Below are 17,944 nucleotides of genomic sequence, written 5' to 3'. Positions count from 1 at the left end.
CATGACGATTTCGAATCTGCTCAAGGGCCACGAGAAAGACCTGGGCGGCGGCTTTGTCGTGCGCCGCTATTTGCCGTCCGCGATCAAGCAGGCGGTAGGGCCGTTCATCTTCTTCGACCATTTCGGTCCGGTCGACGTGCCGCTCGACGCCGACCATGACGTGCGCCCGCATCCGCATATCGGCCTGGCCACCGTGACCTATCTGTTTGAAGGCGCGATGGACCACCGCGACAGCATCGGCAGCGTGCAGCGCATCGAGCCCGGTGCGATCAACTGGATGACGTCCGGCCGCGGCATCGTCCACTCCGAGCGCACTCCCAAGGATTTGGTCGGCAAGCCGCACCGCACGCACGGCCTGCAACTGTGGGCCGCGCTGCCGGTCGCGCATGAAGAGGATGAGCCGAGCTTCAGCCACACGCCGTCCGCCGATATTCCCGAGCTGGATGTCGACGGCGCACGCGTGCGCGTGCTGGTTGGCTCGGCCTTCGGCCAGACCTCGCCGGTGAAGACCTACAGCCAGACGCTGTATCTGGACGTGATGCTGAAGGCGGGTCATGAGCTGGCGTTGAGCAGCCTGCCGGCGGAAGCGGCGATCTATCCGATCACCGGCGAGCTGCATATCGACGGCGCGCCGCTGGCGCTGCACACGATGGCGCTGCTGGATACGACGACGGCGCAGCTGATCAAGGCGGACGCGGATGCGCAGTTCGTGGTGATCGGCGGCGAGCCGCTCGATGGCCACCGCTTCATGTCGTGGAACTTCGTCTCGTCGCGCAAGGAGCGCATCGTCCAGGCCAGCGAGGATTGGGAGGCGCAGCGTTTCGACAAAGTGCCGGGAGAGACCGAGTTCATTCCGCTGCCGGCGAAGAAGCCGGCGTAAGTAGCCGCTGCCCGTCGTTCCCGCGCAGGCGGGAACCCATGCTGAGTTGGCGACGGACGCGTGGTATGGATTCCCGCCTGCGCGGGAATGACGTGAGGCTCAGGCGGTCGACATGGCGTTGGCCGCCACGGTGCTATACAGGTCGGTGGCGCCGGTGCGGATGATCCAGTGTTCCGGATACGGATCGCTGGCGAAGCGGTTGTGGCGCGCGATGCGGCTCAGCTTATCGAGCGGCACGGTCGGCGCCAGCGCGGTTTCTTTGCCGGTCAGCTGGTCGAGGTGCCAGAAGCCGCCGTCGCGGTGCAGCAGCAGCGGCAGCGCGGCCGCGTGCGGCGCGGCGGCAAACGCCTTGACCGGATAGCCGGGATGGGTTTCCGGCATCAACAGGTAGAAGCATTCGGCGTTGGCGCCCTGGTCGATGCGGTGCAGGATCACGCCGTGCGGCATGATGGCCGACACCGACAGCACCACGATGCCCTTGATGCTGGCGCTTAGTTCGATGCGCATGCCGAGGCGCAGCGCGGTCGGCTTGTGCTTGCCCGGCCAGACGCCGTCCAGCAGCAGGCCGTAGCGCGACACGTCTTCAATTTCAAAACCCTGGCCGGCGCGGCGTATCACCGCATGGCGGCCGGACAGGCGGCGTGTGAGACCGTTGGTGTCCTGGCCGTCGGGCCCGTAGTGGGTCAGCAGCAGGTGCGATTCCGGATCGACCAGCTCGAAGCGTCCCAGCACGCATTCTTCCATCGCGAACAAGCGGATCTGGCGCTGTGCGCCGGCCTCCGGTGCGGCGTTGACCAGGCAGGCCGCGCGGCTCGGATGCGGATGCATGGCGGCCGCCAGCGGCATGTCGATCTCGATCAGGTCTTCGTCCCAGGCGATGGTCGTGAAACCCAGGTCGACCTTGCCGGCCGGTGCGTTCAGGTCCAGGTGGGCGATGCCGGCGTTGCGCGCGGTGACATCGATATCGAGGCTGTCGCCGCCTTGCGCGCTGACGCGGGCGATGGAGGCGTCGTCCGCCATCACGCGCACGTTCTTGTGCGTGCTGAGGAAGATGCGGTGGATTTCGGTCAGCGTGGCATCCAGGCGCGGCACCAGGATGACGAAGGTGCACACCCATTTGCGCGACGCCAGCTCGGCGTGTTGGCTCAGCAGCTCGATGCTGATCTGGTACTGGCCGTGCTCCTTGCCGCGCGAGGAGAACTCGACGAACACGGGACGCCATTCGCCGCTGGTGGCGCGCACGAACTGCTGGCGCGCGGCGCCGTTGGGGATCAGGTCGGACTGTACTTGCAGCGTCAGCTGCGGCGCGCAGGCTTCCGGCATGCCGCGCAATTCCATCTTCAGGGTCTGGCGGCCGCCGGCGGCGCGCGGGTCGAAGCCGCTGATGTGCAGCTGCGGGCGCTCGGATTGGGCGCGTTGCAGCGGACGGGCGTAGGTGCTTGGGGCGTGGGCGGGGGTATCGGCAGGGGCGGCATCCAGCGTCGTGCCGGGAACGCCGGAACGAGTGCGACGCACGGCACTCAGCAGGTCAAAGCTGGAGGGCTCTGCTTGGGCGTGGCCGCCTTCACAAGCTTGTGCTCCTGGCATGACCCAGTAGGTGCAATGCGGGTGCTGGGCATTACTGCATTTTTTCATGGTGAACCGACCGATGGGATACCCGTCAGTTTATGCGGTTTACACTCTGTTTGGCAATCGATGTGGCGATCTCGGGGCCATTCAACTCGACGGCGCAACACCTGCGCCGCCAGTTGTCAAAAATGCGACGGCATTGATGCGTGCGGCAGTGCCGTTTCGTCAACGTTTTCACCGTGCGCGGGATTGTGGGCCGGCGCAAAGCGCAGCACGATGGCGCTCAGGTTGTCGATGTGGAGCTCGGGCGGCGGGTGGTCGGCGTAGTCGTTGAACAGGGCGTCGAGCGCGGCGCCGGCCGAGTGGCCCGGCTGGGCCAGCAGCGCCGGCCAGCGCGCGGTCCATTGCAGCGGCCGGCCGCAGGACCAGAAGCCGTCGGTGGCTAGCAGATAGGTAGCGTCCGCGCGTACGGTCAGCAGACGGCGGTCGGCCAGTTGGTGCAGGAACGGCGGCAGGTTGGCCGCGTTCAGCGCCAGCAGGCCGTCGTCCAGCACTTGTGGATTGGCGAAGGCGTTGCCGAGGATGTAGGCCTGCGCGATCTGCGCGCGATGTTCGCCGTGCACCTGCTGCCACCATTCCCGTTCGCCCAGCAGGCCGTGCATGGCGAACGAGGTGGCGGGCACGTGGTCCACCGTCAGCGGGCGGGCGCCTTCGGCGGTGATTTCGTAGAGGCGGGAATCGCCGACGTGGTACAGCATCGGCGCGGCGCCGGGCGGCATTTCGAGCAGCGTCAGCGTGGTGCCGGGGCGGCGGAAGCTGTCGCCGTCGCCCGCGCTGCGGAACTGTTCCTGCAAGCGGGCGTGCAGGGCGTCGAGACGGGCGCCGAGTTCTTCCTGCGTGGTGCAGGCGGGGATCAGCAGCAGGCCGGTGGCCACGGCTTCGGCGGCTTCGCGGCCGTTGCCGTGGCCGCCCATGCCGTCCAACACGGCCAGGCGCACGTGGCCACGCGGCCAGTCGGGCAGTGTGATGCTGTGCGGGGATTGGTCGCGCAGGAAGACGGCGTGGCCGGTGGCGTCGATGATCAGCAGGTTGTCCTGGTTCTCCGGCACTTGCAGCTTGCTGATGCTGGCGCTGCTGCGGGCGGCGATGTCCAGGCCGGGGCCGAAGTCCTGCATGTCGGTGATTCGTGTCATCGGGGCGGGCGCCGTGGCGCGGGAGGCGAAAGGCCACAGCTTAGCTGAAAAAATGCTGGCGTGGGATGGCGTGCCTGAACGTTCGGGCCTCATTCGCCGCTCCGGCGCAGCCACAGGCTGTTGACCCAGCCGGTGTTCTGATGTCCGGCGACGCTGGCCTTGATCTGCCACCAGTCGCCGTTGCGCGCGCCGGTCGGCGTGACGGTGGCGCCGGCCGGCACGGTGACCAGGCGCGCCGAGTGCACGCCGGCTGCGGCGCGCAGGTTCAGGTCGCGGTGGACGGCGAACGATTGGCCGGCGATGAGAGCCGCCGACGCTGCGCGGGCCGCAGCCTCCCTTGTCGCCGCTGCCGCCGTGATCGCGCGCGCTTCCGCGCTGCGGTCCGGGGCGGCAACGACGGTGGCCTCGCTCCCGGTCTGGCGGCCGTGCGCCGCGTACAGTATCAGGCTGCCGAAGCCCCACGCGCCGACCAGCATGATGAGCAGCGCGCGCGCGTTCGGGCGGCGCCACCACTGGCGCGGCGTCAGGTAGGCGGCCAGGAACAGCGTGATCACCAGCCCCGCCGCGAAGGCGCCCGCAGCGTAGAGTTTAGCCGTTTCCATGCAAGCTCCTTGTGGTCTCAGGCGTCAAAGCGCAGCACATAGTGGCCCGCCACCAGGTGATGGCCATTGGGCAGCAGGTAAGGCGCATCGGTATGGTCATCGCCGATGCTGGCGACGAATTGCAGCTTGTCGTCCAGGTGGTACAAGGCCTGCGAGGCGCTGAGGCGGCCGATCTTGTAGCCCTGCGTCGTCGCCTCGAAGCTGAAAGCGTCGCGCGACAGGCCGATGCGGTCGGCGCTGGCGGTGTTGGCGCCGTTGGCGCGTTTGAGGAAGCGCGGCGAATCGAGCAGGCGCAGCGCCGCCAGCATCGGCGAGTTGCGGCCGAAGCTGAAACGCGCGCCGCTCGCCACCGAAGCGCCGACCGGCTGCGCCAGGCAGATCAAGGCACGGTAGCGGTCATCCATCTGCGGCGCGGCCGCCAGCACGCGGATCGCCTGTGTATCGACCGGCGTAAAAGTGGCCGGCGCGGTGATGCGCTGACGGCCGTCGGCGGTACAGGCATACAGCTCATCGGACGAATCGACCACGAAGCTGATGGCCGCCGGTCCATCGCCGGACAAGGCCAGCGCGCGGTTGAACGGCAACTCCATCGCTTGCGCGCCGGTGTCGCGGTAGCGGCTCAGGCGCGGCATGGCCAGCGCCACCAGGCTGACGCGCTGCTGCGAGATTGGCGCGTAGGTGGCGTCGCTTTCGCCGGCGTTGTTGGCTGGCTTGTGGCTGACCGGGATCGCCGTCATCTCGGGCGTCGCGCCGCCGTTGGCGCGGCTTTGCCAGACGGCCGGCTTGCCGGCGACAGTGGCCGCCACCGGGTTGATGCTGATGGCCTCGACCGCTGCACTAGCCTGAGGACGCGCTGCGGCGGCGCCGGTGCGGCCGATCTTGAGCATCAGACGCGGGCTGCCGCCCGGCGCTTCGCGCAGGGATTTGATGGTGTAGAAGCCGCTGCGCGGATCGAAGCGGCATTCGAAAGCATCCTTGGGCCGCATCTGCACGACAGGCGGCGCATCCGGACCGTCGTTGATGATGAGGATGGCGCCGTCCGGGCCGAACGGCCAGCCGCTGGCGATGAAGCTCGCTTCGCCGCCTTCGCCGCCGATCAACGCCAGGCGCTGGTTGGGGTAGATCGGGCATACCGGATGCCAGATCGCGCTGTCGCGCGAGACGCTGACGTTGTAGAGGATCTTCTCGTCCGCCGCCGGCAGGTACACGGCATGGCCGAACTTGACCTCGATCTCGCCCGGCGCCAGCTGCGAGGTGCCGATCACGTCGTAGCGTACCTGGTCACCGCCCAGCAGGTCGCCGAAGTCCTTCTGGTGCAGCGCCGTCAGCGTCTGCGCCAGGTCGCGCGCGCGGGCGCCGCGAGTGAGATGGTAATCGTCGTCGACTTCTTCTTGCGGCAGCATCAGCGTCACGTGGGAGAAACAGCGCGTGGCGGCGCGGCCCTTGTGCTCGCGCGGGCTGCGTTCGAGCAGGTCGCGCAGCAGCGGGCGGCGCGAGAACAGCGCCAGGCCGGGCGCCTGCCAGATCGCTTCGGCGTTGAAGACGTCGGGGATGCGGCCCAGGACTTCGTGTTGTACATAGATCGGCATGATTCATTCTCCTTCTAAAGATTGCGCGCTGATGGCACTAAACGCTAGCAGGGGGCAAAGGAAAAACAGCAGGTGGCTGCCGCCGGCCGAGAGAAAGCTCATGGGCTGGCCCATGATGGGGAAGATCGCCAGGTTGGTGCCCCAGGACAGCAGGAAGTGGCCCAGCACGAAGGCGCCGCCGCCGCACAGCGCGAAGTAGCGGAAGCGGCCGGACCAGGCGTGGCGGAAGTCGCGCGCCGCGGCGCCGGCCTGGTAGGCGCGGGCTGCGGTGAAGGCGATGCCGGCCAGGAATGCGGCTTGCGCCACCCACAGCAACAGGCCGCCGACCAGTCCATGACGGTTGAGTAAGAAGGAAGCGGCGAAATCGTCCTGCACGGCGGGGATCTGCACCGCGCCGCCGGCCGCCATGCCGAGCGAGCGCAGGCCGAGCCAGTGGTCGGCGCCCAACCAGCCGCCGTCGCTGATGGCGCGCGCGCCCAGCAGCAGCTGTTGTCCGGTGTGCGGATGTTCGGCGGGGTTGAGCCAGACCAGGAAGCGGTCGGCGTAGAAGCCCCAGCGTATCAGGTCGTCCGTGCCGACGCAGCGCAGGTAGACGATGGCGCCGGCGGCCGTCAACGTCAACGCGACCAGCGAGCTGGCCAGCTTGCGGTTGCGCGCGGCCAGCGCGTAGGCGAAGGCCATGACGGTGCTCCAGATGAGCAGCAGGATCAGCGGCGAGAAGTCGTCGACCTGCACCAGCGAGAGGCCCAGCAGCGCCAGGAACAGCAGCGCCGGCGCGATCAGTTGCAGCCAGCGGGCGCCGTGCTCCGACAGCTTTTGCGGGCCGGCGTGCCAGTTGAAGCGCAGCGCCAGGCAGTGTGCGGTGAGGGCGGTGAGCGCCAGCTTGGCCAGTTCGACCGGTTGCAGGTCGAAGACGCCGGTTTCGTCGCCCCACAGCACTTGCGCGGCCAGCGCGGCCAGCGCCACGGCGGCGAACAGGGCGAGCAGCCATTCGATGCTGCGCTGCTGAAGATGGGCGCCGTGCGCGGCCTGGCGTTGCGCCCATAGGCGCAGCAGGCCGCCAAGGCCGGCGCCTATCGCCAGCATGGCGGCGCTTTTCTGGTAGTAGCGCAGCCAGGAGGACTCGGGGGCGCCCAGGCCCAACTCCAGTTGCGACAGCAGGCCGGCGGCCAGCAGCACCACGCCTGCGGCGGTCAGCAGCGTCAGGCGGCCGGGCAGCGCGAGCCAGAGCAGCAGTGCGCAGGCGGCCAGCAGCATCGAACTGGCGGCGCTTGGAGCATAGCCTGCGCGCTGGGCGACCAATGCGATGACGCCGCAGACCAGCACACCGCTTGCAGCCAGCAGCATGGCGGCGCCTTCAGCGCGGCCAATGTCGCCCGCTCTGGCCTTGCCGGCAGAGCGGTCAGCGCGGCCAGAATGCCCATGCCGGCGCGCGGACAGTGCGAGGCTCGCCGCCATGCAAGCCAGGCTGGCTGCGAGGCCGGCCCAGAGAGACTTGGACTGGGCACCATCCCACAGCGCGCGCTGCTGCCATTGCCAGGTTACGTGTTCCGGCAGTTTCAGGTCCGGCGCGTTGAACAGGCTGACGTGGCGGCTCGGGTGCAGCGTGAGCTGGCCGCCGTCTGCGTTCAGCTGGAAGCGCGTATGGCCGACCACTATCGCTTTCACGCCGGCCAGCGATGCCTCCTGCTTGCGCAAGTCGGTCTGCGCGCCGGCGCTGTGGACCAGCACCGCCGCGCGGTCGCCGTCAGGATTGCCGGCCGAGAGCTGGAGCCCACCGTTGCTGCGCGCGATTTGTGCCGCGCCGGGAGTCACTTGCGCCAGTCCGAGGCGGTTGTCGCAATACAGATTGCCGCCGAAGGACAGTGGACGCGAAATCGTCAGCACGCCCGGCATGGCGCGGTTCCACAGCGACAGCAGTTTGGACGCTACATGCGACTCAGGGCAATTGGCTTGTTGATGACCGTCGCGATACAGTACCGCGCCGTCGTAGCGCCATTCGTGGCCGTCGCGGGCAAAGGTGACGCTGCCGGCGTCTGCGCCACGCACGTCGAACAGCGCGCTGTCGATCTGGAAGCGTTTGCCGCCCGAAAGCGGCGTGCTGCCCATGCGCTGTTCGCTGCCTTCGCGCAGCAGTATCACTTGCCGTGTCGCGCTCAGATTGCGCAGCGTCCAGCCGTCCTGCGTATCGCGGCGCAGGGACAGGTGGTTGCGGTCCGACTGCGGCGCCGCCAATTCGTGCTGGCCCAGCGTGATCGCTTCGCCGGGCGCCAGATTGACTGTGATGGCGGCCGGCAGCCATGCGGCCGGCGCGCGCAGCAAGGCCAGCGCCTGCAAGCCGCACAGGGCGGCCAGTACGGCGAACGTGAGGGCCAGGCCGGTGTTCCTCACGGCTGCGCGCGCCATCGCAGCGCACATGTCGCTCAAGCGTGGTTTAGCCAGCGAGGCCCGGCGTACGGTGGACGGCCGAGCGGCCGGCGGCGCGGTGAAAGTACGGCGCAGCGAGATAGCCATCATGCCCCCTGAATGTGGTGCCAGTGGTTGTCGGCGGTTGGACGATTCATGCCATGGACGGGATCTGCGGGATCGAACAGGCCGCGCTGCGGCTTGATGCCCTGGATGGCGTGCAGCATGCGGCTGATCTGGATCGCGTGGCGCGGACGTTGCGCCGGATCGAGATGCAGCAGCGCCCTTAGCAGCTCTAGTGCCGCATCGCGCGCCGGCGCGGGAATCGCTGCGGCGAAGCGCGCCTCTTCCTCGGCGTGCAGCGCCGCCGGAATCGCGCCGCCGTGCATGCTGCGCAGCAGGTCGGCGCCGCCGGTGTGGTGCTCGCGATAAGCCTGTCCGCAATCGCTGCAAAAGCGCAGCGGCAGGCCGCCGGTGACCAGGAAATAGAACATCGCGCCCAGCGAGAAGTAGTCGCTGCGCGGGCCGGTGGCGTAGCCGCCGCCGTCGGCCGGGAAAAACTGTTCCGGCGCCTGCCAATTGGCGGTGCCGGCATACGAGTGAACTTGCAGGCTGCCCAACTGGCGGTTGGTGCCGAAATCGGCCAGCTTGACGGTGCCCAGGTCCCGATCCAGCAGCACGTTGGCGGGTTTCAGGTCCAGGTAACGCCAGCCGTATTGGTGCACCTTGGCCAGCGCCTGATTGATCTGGCCTATCCAATTGAGTATCCGTGGCAGCGGGACCGCCTCGCTGCGGCCCTTCAGCGCGGTCATGTGCTTGCCCAGGTCCGTCGCCATCAGTTCCAGCGCCAGCACCGGCAGGCCTTCGTGCCAGCCGCTATCGAGCAGGCGCACGATATGGCGCTCGTCCCATGGCTCCAGCGATTGCAGGAAGCCGATTTCGTTGTTGGCGCTGGCGATCCAGCGGTCGCGCTGGGCGGGCAGGGCGCGGGCCATCTGCTCGCGGTTGATCAACTTGATGGCGACATCGCGCGTGGCCGGCGGCCCGCTGGCGCGCCAGATGATGCCGTAGGCCGATCCGCCGATCTGCTCGCGCAGCCGGTAGTGGCCCAGTTCCAAAGCGATGATTGCGTCTGTTGTCGTCATGATTTCCCCTCGGTCCGCGCCGTTACGTAGGGCTAGCGGGGGGAAGACGAAAAAAAGGCCCCGAAGGGCCTCTGTCTCTATGCTAGCGGGGAACTTAACGGTCCCAGCGATCGCGATGGTGGTGATGACGTTCCCAGCGCTCTTCGCGATATTCGCGGTAGTAAGGGCGGGCCGGTTCAACGTACACCACACGCGGAGGCGGGGCGTAGTAGCGTGGCGCTGGCTCATAGTAGACCGGCGCCGGCTCGTAGTAGACCGGGGCAGGCTGCGAGTACACACGGGTCTCTACGTAGCGGCCACCGCGGCCGCGATCGTAGTAACGGTCATTGGTGTTGATGCTATTGCCGACCGCCGCGCCAACCAGGCCGCCGACGATGGCGCCATCACGGCCACCGGCGTTGTGGCCGATGGCGGCGCCGACCACAGCACCGGCTACCGTGTTGAAATCACGGTCGCCTGCGTAGGCCGACGACGATACTGCTGCTGCGGCCAGTAACGCTACACCCATAAATTTTTTGCTCAACATGGTATTTCCCCTTGCTGTGGCCCGGATCGGAATGATACGTCGGCCAGTGACTCCACTATATAGCCTGGAAGGGAATACACCACGTCTTATACACATGCTTACAAACTGGCCATCCCGGTAATGGCTTGTAACATTTAACCCCTGAACGCCTCCCATTCGGGGCGCAACAGGCTGAAAACCTGCACATCCTGGTACCGGCCATTGATGAAAAAGCTCTGGCGCAGCGTGCCTTCGGCGCTGAAACCGCATTTTTGCGCCACGCGGATCGAGGCCACGTTCTCCGGCGCGGTCAGCAGCTCCAAACGGTGGAACTGGTGGACCTTGAACAGGTAATCGACCAGCATCCGGCACGCCTCGGTCACGTAACCGCGTCCGGCCAGCTTGGGGTCGAGCAGGCGGTAGCCGATTTCGCGCGTGATCGGCGTGCGGCTTTTGAAATGCGTGATGACGCCGACGATGTGGTGCAGGCTGTCCTCGATGACAAACAACTCGCTGTCGTCGCTGACGAAGCCATTTTGCACGAACTCCTTGCGCATCGTTTCCGGCGACTTGAAGTGGGCGGAGAAGTGGTCGCCGCGCGACGGCAGGTCGTTGACCAGCGCGATGAAGGTGTTCAGGTCGGCGGTCAGCAGGTGGCGCACGGTGCAGAGTGAACCCTTGAGCATAGGCGCTTTCTTCACATGGTTGAAGGTTCATGGTAGTGCAACGGCCATAACAAATCAACATTGATGACAAGATCTCCACGATAGGTTATCGTTTAGATCGTTTTTGCAACTCACCCCACATCCATAGGAAACGCATGAAATCCGTCTTCAAGTCCCCGTTGTCCCTGACCGTCCTTGCCAGCTGTCTGTTGAGCGCTGGCGCCATCGCCGCTCCAGCCAACGATCCGGCCACCCTGGCCCAGATCCGCGACAGCGCGATGAAGAGCGACTGGGCCTACGAGCGCCTGGCCGACATGACCGATCTGATTGGACCGCGCCTGTCCGGATCTGCGGGCGCCGCCGCGTCGGTGGAGCAGGTGGCGGCCGCCATGCGCAAGCTGGGCGCCAAGGTCACGCTGCAACCGGTCAAGGTGCCGCATTGGGTGCGCGGCGTGGAGACGGCGGAACTGGTTGACTACAACGGCCGTCCGGCCGGCATTACGCAGAAGATCGTGCTGACGGCGCTGGGCGGTTCGGGCGCCACGCCCGCCGCCGGCCTGACCGCGCCGGTGCTGGTGGTGCGCAGCCTGCAGGAATTGAAGGCCAAAGCGGCCCAGGTGAACGGCAGCATCGTGCTGGTGGACGTGCCGTTTGACCAGGAACTGGCCGATCGCGGCCACGCCGGCGCCGCTTACGGTCCGGGCGCGGGCTTCCGCTATGTCGGTCCGAAGATGGCGGCGGAGCTGGGCGCGGCGGCGGCGCTGGTGCGCTCGGTCGGCGGCGCCAACTTCCGCATTCCGCATACCGGCGTGACCGGCTTGACCGACGGCGCGCGAATTCCTGCCGCCGCCATCACCACCGAGGACGTGCTGCTGCTGGATCGCCTGCTGGCGCGCGGCCCGGTCAAGATGCACCTGACGCTGACCCCGCAAACCTTGCCGGACGCCGACAGTTTCAACGTCATCGCCGACTGGCCGGGTAGCGACAAGGCCGATGAAGTGGTGATCGTCTCCGGCCACCTCGATTCGTGGGACCTGGGCACCGGCGCTCATGACGACGGCACCGGCGTGGCCGGCGCGATGGGCGTGATCGAAACGCTGAAGAAGCTGGACCTGCATCCGCGCCGCACCATCCGCGTGATCGCGTGGATGAACGAGGAAAACGGTACCCGTGGCGGCAAGGCTTACTTCGACGCGAACAAGGATAAGCTGGACAAGCACTTCGCCGCCATCGAGTCGGACAGCGGCGGTGGCCGTCCGTTCGGCTTCATCGGCAGCGTGACGCCGCCGATGGTGAAGTACTTCGCGCCGCTGAAGGACGCGTTGGCGCCGATCGGCGCCGGCCAGTTCGAGCGTCGCGACATCGCCGGCGCGGCCGATACCGGTCCGCTGGAACGCGCGGGTGTGCCGGTGTTCGAGCCGATGGTCGATTCGTCGTCGTACTTCAATTATCACCACACGCCGGCCGATACACTGGACAAGGTCAGCCCGCTGGAGTTGAAGCGCCATGTGGCGGTGATGACCTCGCTGAGCTGGTTCCTGGCGAATATGGAGCAACCGATCGGCCGCACCGCGCACCAGGACAGCGAGGACTGATCAGGCAGGCGCGCAGCGCATCCGTGCGCGGCGCGCCTGGCGCTTCGTGATAGTCTGTTTGCTTATCGAGGAGAGCGTCATGGACAAGATTCATTACAAGGGCTGGGAGATCGTGCCGACCGCGTTGCCGACCACCGACCGCCGCTGGACCGCCAGCTGCGACATCGAGCGCGCCGGCGCGGATGGGGTGGAAGTGTTCGAAGGCGCCACCATGCAGTTCATGCGCGACACAGAGGACGAAGCCATCGCCGCCGCCTGCGACGAGGCGATCCGCCAGATCGACAACATCATCGCCAATCCGCTGGTGCGGCTGGCCTGAGGTTGGGCTCAGGACGGATAAAAAGTCTTTGCGGCCAGCCCCAGCAGGAATAGCACGATGGCAAACTGGCTGCCCATGATCCAGCGGGTGATGTAGCGGAATTCCGACCGTAGGTCTTTGATTTGAGAGGCTTGCTCATCCATCCGTGTCTCTAGGTTTTTGAGGCGCAGATCTACTTGATCGAAGCGCTGATCTACTTGATCGAAGCGTTGATCTACTTGTTTGAAGCGCTGATCTACTTGTTTGAAGCGCAGGTTTGTTTCTTCCTGGTTCAGGGTAAACCGTTGGTCCATGTATTGCCGCAGGTCGGCGATCTGGGCTGCTTGCGCGTCTAGCCTGCCCAATATAACGTCAGTCTCGACTTTTTGCCGGCGCAGCTCGGCCAATTGCGCATCAACAAGCTTGAATCGATCATTCATGTCAGTCCTCAGCGCAGCAACCGCCGCAACGGTGCTGTCGGATATGGCCTCAAGTTTTGCGATGCGCTCTTCCATAGTTGTTGGACCGGTTGGGTTTGGATTTGGTTCCATTCCGGAGCCTGATTGCCGCCATCTGACGAATTTGCTAGTATGCAAGTCAGATGAAATCACGCCGCTATCCAGAACAAATCGCCCTGTTGCCGTATATCGGTAAATGGACCGCCATCGCGGGCCTGATCGCGCTGCTGAGCGGGACCGCTTCGGCCTTCTTCCTGTTCGCGCTGGCCCGCGCCACCGCCTGGCGCGAAGCGCACGCCTGGATCATCTGGCTGCTGCCGCTGGCCGGCTTCGCGGTCGGCTGGGTATATCTGAAGCTGGGCAGCAGCGTCGAAGCGGGCAACAACCTGCTGATCGACGAAATCCACGATCCCAAGAAAGTCGTCCCGCTGCGCATGGCGCCGCTGGTGTTGATCGGCACCGTGATCTCGCATTTGTTCGGCGCCTCGGTCGGCCGCGAAGGCACGGCGGTGCAGATGGGCGGTACCTTGGCCGACCAGCTCACCCACGTATTCCGCCTGCGCCATGCCGAGCGCCGCATCCTGCTCATGGCCGGCATCAGCGCCGGTTTCGCTTCCGTGTTCGGCACGCCGCTGGCCGGCGCCATCTTCGGACTGGAAGTGCTGGCCATCGGCCGCCTGCGCTACGACGCCATCTTCCCCTGCATGGTGGCGGCCATCGCCGCCGACCAGGTGGGCATGGCCTGGGGCGTGCATCACACCCACTACGCGATGAACGGCGTCGTGGCGATCGGCTTCTGGAGCATGGCCGCCGTGCTGGCGGCCGGCATCGTGTTCGGCCTGACCGGTATGTTGTTCGCCAAATCCACGCATGCCGCATCGGCGTTCATGAGGCGCCATGTGGCGTATGCGCCGCTGCGTCCTTTGATCGGCGGCGCGCTGGTGGCGCTGGCGGTGTGGGTGGTCGGCACACGCTACATCGGCCTCGGTATCCCGGTGATGGTCGAAGCGTTCCAGCAGCCGCTGGCGCCTTGGGATTTCTTCGGCAAGTTCGCGTTCACGGTGGCCTCGCTGGGCAGCGGCTTCAAAGGCGGCGAAGTCACGCCGCTGTTCTACATCGGCGCGACGCTGGGCAACGCGCTGGCGCCGTTGTTGCATCTGCCGTTCGCCATGCTGGCGGGGATAGGCTTCGTCGCGGTGTTCGCGGGCGCGGCCAACACGCCGCTGGCGTCGACCATCATGGCGATCGAATTATTCGGTCCGCAGATCGGGCCATACGCGGCGCTGGCATGCGTGGTGGCGTATCTGTTCTCCGGCCACACCGGCATCTACCGCGCGCAAAAGGTCGGCACCCTCAAGCACCGCCTGCCGCCGGTGGCGCGCGACCGCGAGTCGCCGGGCTAGATGCTGCCTACGGCTGCTGGTCGCGCGCCAGGTCGATAGGCGCGACTGCCGGCGCCGGATGCCAGTTCTCTTTCGGGATCACGTGCGGCGTGGCCGGCTCCTGGGTAAAGTGCGGCGACGTGATCGCAACGCCGTATTCATTGAACACGTCGATGATCTGCTGGTGCAGTTGGTTCAGGACCTCGGCGCGGCGGCGCGGCGTTTCCACGGTGGCGTAGGCCACCAGCCGGTACTCCGGATAGAAATCCGACAGCCCGATCTGCATCACGTAGGGCTTGGGCGTGGCGGCGATGTCCTCTATCCTGGCGGCGGCCAGCTCCAGCATCGCATGCACCTGGCGCCATGGCGTGTCGTAGCCGATGGTGACGGTGGTGTCGAGCACAAAGCCGGTGCCGGCGTGCGCGCGCGAGTAGTTCTTGGTGGTGTTGGACAGCACCCAGGCGTTGGGCATGGTGATCTCTTCACCCAGGCCGGTGCGCAGGCGCGTTTCGAACATGCCCAGTTCGACCACCGTGCCTTCCGACTCGCCGATGCGCACGTATTCGCCTTTGCGCAGCGAGCGCGCGTACATCAGGATCAAACCGCTGGCGCCCTGGCCTACGATGCTGGAAGCGCCGATCGACACCATCAAACCCACCAGCACCGACACGCCCTGGAACGCCGCCGTGTGCGCGCCGGGCAGGTAGGGGTAGGCCATCGCCAGCGCGAACAGCCAGATCACCACATTCAGGATGCGGCGCGTGGGCGTGGCGGTGTCGCGATCGAGCCAGGCGATTTGCAGCTCGCCGCTTTCCACGCGCTGGAACACAGAGCCTGCGGTCAGCATCACCAGCCGCGCGATGGCGGCGATGACGGCCACCAGCACCAAGCCAGGCAACGCTTCGATGATGCCCTGGGCGACGCTGGTGGCGACGTCGATCAGATAGTCCTGCAGGCGTTCGCCCCAGCTGCGCGAGTAGGGGATTTTACCCATCACGAAGGCCAGCCACAGATAGGTCGCCATCAAGCGCAGGCCCCAGATCAACAGGTTGACCAGTTGGCGCATGAAGGCCACGTAGTGCTCGGCGTCGAGGATGCGCACGTTTTTGAGTTTGACCTGGCCGAGCCGGCGGCTGATGGCCTGGGTCGAGCGCTTGCCCACCCAGCGGTGCATCAGGCGCAGGCCGTGCAGTATCAGGGCGTATGCAAGCGTGGCTGCGGCGCACAGGGCCGCTGCGATGAGCAGGTAGCGCGGGCTGGCTTGTTCGCGGCGTTCCATTAGGGCCTTGCCGAGGGTTGCCGCGCTTTCGCTGGCCACGCTGTCGGTGGTGTCGCCGGCCAGCGGGTTGATGTCGGCCGGCGTGACCAGGAACAGCAGGGTGCCGTCCAGCGTCACCTGCGTGCCTTCGACGATCGGACGGATTCCGGGCTGCTGCGCGCCATTGCGGGCCAGCGCCGCGTCGAGGCGCTTGCGGGCGCCGTCGGCGCGTTCTTCCGGCGGATAGCCGGTCAGCACCGAGCGGAACACGAATATGGTGCGGTTGGCGAAGACCAGTTTGGCCGGGGCTGGCGAGGCAGCTGGCGCGCCGGGTTGCGGGGCGGGGAGGATGTCGGCAGCGGTTGCGAAGCAGTGCAGCATCATCAACAGCATCGCAACGAGCAGGCGGCGTAAAACGGTCATGGCTATCCTTGGGACGTAGATATTAGCAATGATGCCATGTTATCGGATCTGACAGTTGCCGGTATGGCAGTTATGCCCGGTTCGTGGCATAATCACGGGCTCTGTCGCTCCGATGGTGAAATTGGTAGACACTGGAGACTTAAAATCTCCCGCCGCAAGGCGTGCCGGTTCGATTCCGGCTCGGAGCACCATTACCTCATCCGCAGACGTCCATGCACGTCGCGGTTTTTCTCCTTCTCATAGGAGAAATCTCAAATCTGAGTCCACCAAAAGCTGCTGAGGTCTGTTGACAGCTCGCGGTTTTGGAGGCATTTTAGGGGGCAGTTTTTGGGATGCCCCCTTCAAATGCCCCCATAATGCCGATCCCCGTCGCACCGTTGAGCGATACCCAGATCCGGAAGGCCAAGCCCCGGGAGCGGACTTACAAGCTCTTCGATGGTGGCGGGCTCTACCTAGAAGTCATCCCATCCGGTTCCAAATTGTGGCGCATGAAGTTTCGTCAGGCGTCGGGCAAGGAAAGCCGGCTCTCGTTCGGACCATATCCGGAAGTGTCGCTTAGTGAGGCGCGTGCTCGCCGCGACGAGGCGCGCGCATTGCAGCGGTCCGGCAAAGATCCTGCGCAAGCGCGCCGCAGCGCCAAAGCCGTGCGACAGATGGCGGCGTCCAATACGTTCGAGGTGGTGGCCCTCCTGTGGCTTGAAAAGACCAAGGCCGAACGGGCCGAGGGCACACGGCGAAAAATCTTCAACTGGCTGCGCAAGGATATCTTCCCTGTCATCGGCGCGATGCCGATCGCGGAGATCCGGCCACGCCAGGTCCTCGCCGCGCTGAGGCACATCGAGGATCGCGGCGCGTTGGAGACGGCTCATAACGTCAAGCGCGCGGTGGGGCAGGTCTTTCGCTTTGCCGTGGCCTGCGAGCTCGCAGAACGCGATGTGACGCGCGATCTGGGCGACGCCTTGGCGTCCGTGCCAGAGGGGCATTACGCGGCCATCACGGAGCCTGAAAAGGTCGGCGCGCTGCTGCGAGCCATCTATGGATACGACGGGCATCCATACACCATGGCGGCTCTGAAGATCTCGCCGATGCTATTCCAGCGCCCTGGCATGATCCGGGCGATGGAATGGTCTGAGCTCGATCTTTTTAAAGGCGAGTGGCGCGTACCTGGCGTCAAGATGAAGATGGAGAATGACCACATCGTGCCGCTTCCTAAGCAGGCGGTCGACATACTGCGACAGGTGCATCGATTGAGCGGGGAGGGCAGGTACGTGTTCCCTGGTATGCGCACTCACGACCGCTGTATGAGCGAGAACACTATCAACGCCGCCTTGCGCAGTATGGGCTACAGCAAAGAGGTGATGACAGCTCACGGCTTCCGCGCGATGGCGCGTACGATCATGGACGAAGTTCTTGGCGAGCGCGGTGACCTGATCGAGCACCAGCTGGCGCATCGCGTCAAAGACCCGAATGGCCGTGCCTACAACCGGACCGCTCATTTGCCGGCACGACGAGAGATGATGCAGCGCTGGGCTGACTATCTTGACGGACTGCGCGCGATGCACAATAGCCTCGACTACAAATAATCGACGATAGTTTTATCCAGGTGATGCCGCCACGAGCCGGATGGCGCACAATATGTCTTTTCGACGCGAAGGATCGCCCTTCGCGCAACTTGGCATCGCGCCAGGCGTAGCGCTCGTCACGCGCCCTTAGTCTCCACATTCGTTTTTAGATTGGCTTCGCCTGTGAGCGAACCTGCGATCAGCCTGGATTGGCTGCATCCTTATTGCGCATCCTTCCCCAGAGGGCGATGCGCGTCACATCGTGCGCATTCACGCACTGTCCCCACCTCACGCGGCGATCTGCCGCCGCGTGCATGTCGAAGCGCCGCCCCTGTCTGCGGCGCAAACCGCGCGTCGTTACTGGCGGCCTGCTGCCAGTGACGACGCGCTAGCAACCAAGCGCTATATGGGCTC

The 17,944-nt window shown here is 65.8% G+C and carries 15 protein-coding genes and 1 tRNA gene; 6 read left to right on the top strand and 10 right to left on the bottom strand.

Going from position 1 to position 17,944, the window contains the following annotated elements:
- The first annotated feature begins 1 nt into the window (after position 1).
- Complete coding sequence (locus V6M89_RS28500) at positions 2-880, top strand: pirin family protein (protein ID WP_332856386.1); 879 nt, start codon at positions 2-4, stop codon at positions 878-880.
- 99 nt (positions 881-979) lie between these two features.
- On the opposite strand, the gene V6M89_RS28495 is transcribed toward V6M89_RS28500, so the two are convergent.
- The 8 genes from V6M89_RS28495 to V6M89_RS28460 all read right to left on the bottom strand — a co-directional run bounded on the left by V6M89_RS28495 (position 980) and on the right by V6M89_RS28460 (position 10,575).
- On the bottom strand, positions 980-2,467 hold the full coding sequence (locus tag V6M89_RS28495; protein ID WP_332856385.1) for an FHA domain-containing protein: 1,488 nt from the start codon (positions 2,465-2,467) through the stop codon (positions 980-982).
- A gap of 164 nt (positions 2,468-2,631) precedes the next feature.
- Positions 2,632-3,642 (bottom strand): PP2C family protein-serine/threonine phosphatase, encoded by a 1,011-nt coding sequence (locus V6M89_RS28490; protein ID WP_332856384.1) that lies wholly within the window; start codon positions 3,640-3,642, stop codon positions 2,632-2,634.
- Between the two features lie 89 nt (positions 3,643-3,731).
- The gene (locus V6M89_RS28485; RefSeq protein ID WP_332856383.1) at positions 3,732-4,244 is read right to left on the bottom strand and encodes an SH3 domain-containing protein; all 513 of its coding nucleotides are present in this window, start codon (positions 4,242-4,244) and stop codon (positions 3,732-3,734) included.
- Positions 4,245-4,261: 17 nt separating this feature from the next.
- Positions 4,262-5,833, bottom strand: coding sequence for a hypothetical protein (locus tag V6M89_RS28480; RefSeq protein ID WP_332856382.1), 1,572 nt, complete (start codon positions 5,831-5,833; stop codon positions 4,262-4,264).
- Between the two features lie 3 nt (positions 5,834-5,836).
- Positions 5,837-8,350, bottom strand: a complete 2,514-nt coding sequence (locus V6M89_RS28475) for an FtsW/RodA/SpoVE family cell cycle protein (RefSeq protein ID WP_332856381.1) — start codon at positions 8,348-8,350, stop codon at positions 5,837-5,839.
- A complete protein-coding gene (locus tag V6M89_RS28470; protein ID WP_332856380.1) occupies positions 8,347-9,384 on the bottom strand; it encodes a serine/threonine-protein kinase in 1,038 nt (345 codons plus the stop codon). The genes V6M89_RS28475 and V6M89_RS28470 overlap by 4 nt, the downstream gene beginning before the upstream one ends.
- A gap of 94 nt (positions 9,385-9,478) precedes the next feature.
- The gene (locus tag V6M89_RS28465) at positions 9,479-9,892 is read right to left on the bottom strand and encodes a glycine zipper 2TM domain-containing protein (protein ID WP_442882013.1); all 414 of its coding nucleotides are present in this window, start codon (positions 9,890-9,892) and stop codon (positions 9,479-9,481) included.
- A gap of 152 nt (positions 9,893-10,044) precedes the next feature.
- Positions 10,045-10,575 (bottom strand): GNAT family N-acetyltransferase, encoded by a 531-nt coding sequence (locus tag V6M89_RS28460; RefSeq protein ID WP_332856378.1) that lies wholly within the window; start codon positions 10,573-10,575, stop codon positions 10,045-10,047.
- Positions 10,576-10,709: 134 nt separating this feature from the next.
- On the opposite strand from V6M89_RS28460, the gene V6M89_RS28455 reads away from it, so the two are divergent.
- Together V6M89_RS28455 and V6M89_RS28450 are read left to right on the top strand one after the other, a co-directional pair.
- Positions 10,710-12,149, top strand: coding sequence for a M20/M25/M40 family metallo-hydrolase (locus V6M89_RS28455; protein WP_332856377.1), 1,440 nt, complete (start codon positions 10,710-10,712; stop codon positions 12,147-12,149).
- A gap of 79 nt (positions 12,150-12,228) precedes the next feature.
- Positions 12,229-12,468, top strand: a complete 240-nt coding sequence (locus V6M89_RS28450) for a DUF6566 family protein (RefSeq protein WP_008447763.1) — start codon at positions 12,229-12,231, stop codon at positions 12,466-12,468.
- Positions 12,469-12,476: 8 nt separating this feature from the next.
- Here the strand turns inward: V6M89_RS28450 and V6M89_RS28445 are convergent, their stop codons facing one another.
- On the bottom strand, positions 12,477-12,998 hold the full coding sequence (locus V6M89_RS28445; RefSeq protein WP_332856376.1) for a hypothetical protein: 522 nt from the start codon (positions 12,996-12,998) through the stop codon (positions 12,477-12,479).
- Positions 12,999-13,048: 50 nt separating this feature from the next.
- On the opposite strand from V6M89_RS28445, the gene V6M89_RS28440 reads away from it, so the two are divergent.
- Complete coding sequence (locus V6M89_RS28440; RefSeq protein ID WP_332856375.1) at positions 13,049-14,308, top strand: voltage-gated chloride channel family protein; 1,260 nt, start codon at positions 13,049-13,051, stop codon at positions 14,306-14,308.
- Positions 14,309-14,315: 7 nt separating this feature from the next.
- On the opposite strand, the gene V6M89_RS28435 is transcribed toward V6M89_RS28440, so the two are convergent.
- Entirely contained in the window at positions 14,316-15,968 is a 1,653-nt protein-coding gene (locus V6M89_RS28435) for a mechanosensitive ion channel family protein (protein ID WP_332856374.1), read from the bottom strand.
- A gap of 106 nt (positions 15,969-16,074) precedes the next feature.
- Here V6M89_RS28435 and V6M89_RS28430 point away from each other — a divergent pair.
- Both V6M89_RS28430 and V6M89_RS28425 read left to right on the top strand, forming a co-directional pair.
- Positions 16,075-16,159, top strand: a tRNA-Leu gene (locus V6M89_RS28430).
- 165 nt (positions 16,160-16,324) lie between these two features.
- On the top strand, positions 16,325-17,551 hold the full coding sequence (locus V6M89_RS28425) for a tyrosine-type recombinase/integrase (RefSeq protein ID WP_332856373.1): 1,227 nt from the start codon (positions 16,325-16,327) through the stop codon (positions 17,549-17,551).
- Positions 17,552-17,944: the final 393 nt, after the last annotated feature.

Origin of the sequence: Duganella sp. S19_KUP01_CR8 (genome assembly GCF_036688705.1) — a bacterium.
In the GTDB taxonomy this organism is placed as follows: Bacteria; Pseudomonadota; Gammaproteobacteria; order Burkholderiales; family Burkholderiaceae_D; genus Rugamonas.
Note: the sequence above shows the minus strand (reverse complement) of the source record. Positions and strands in the feature narration are given on the sequence as shown.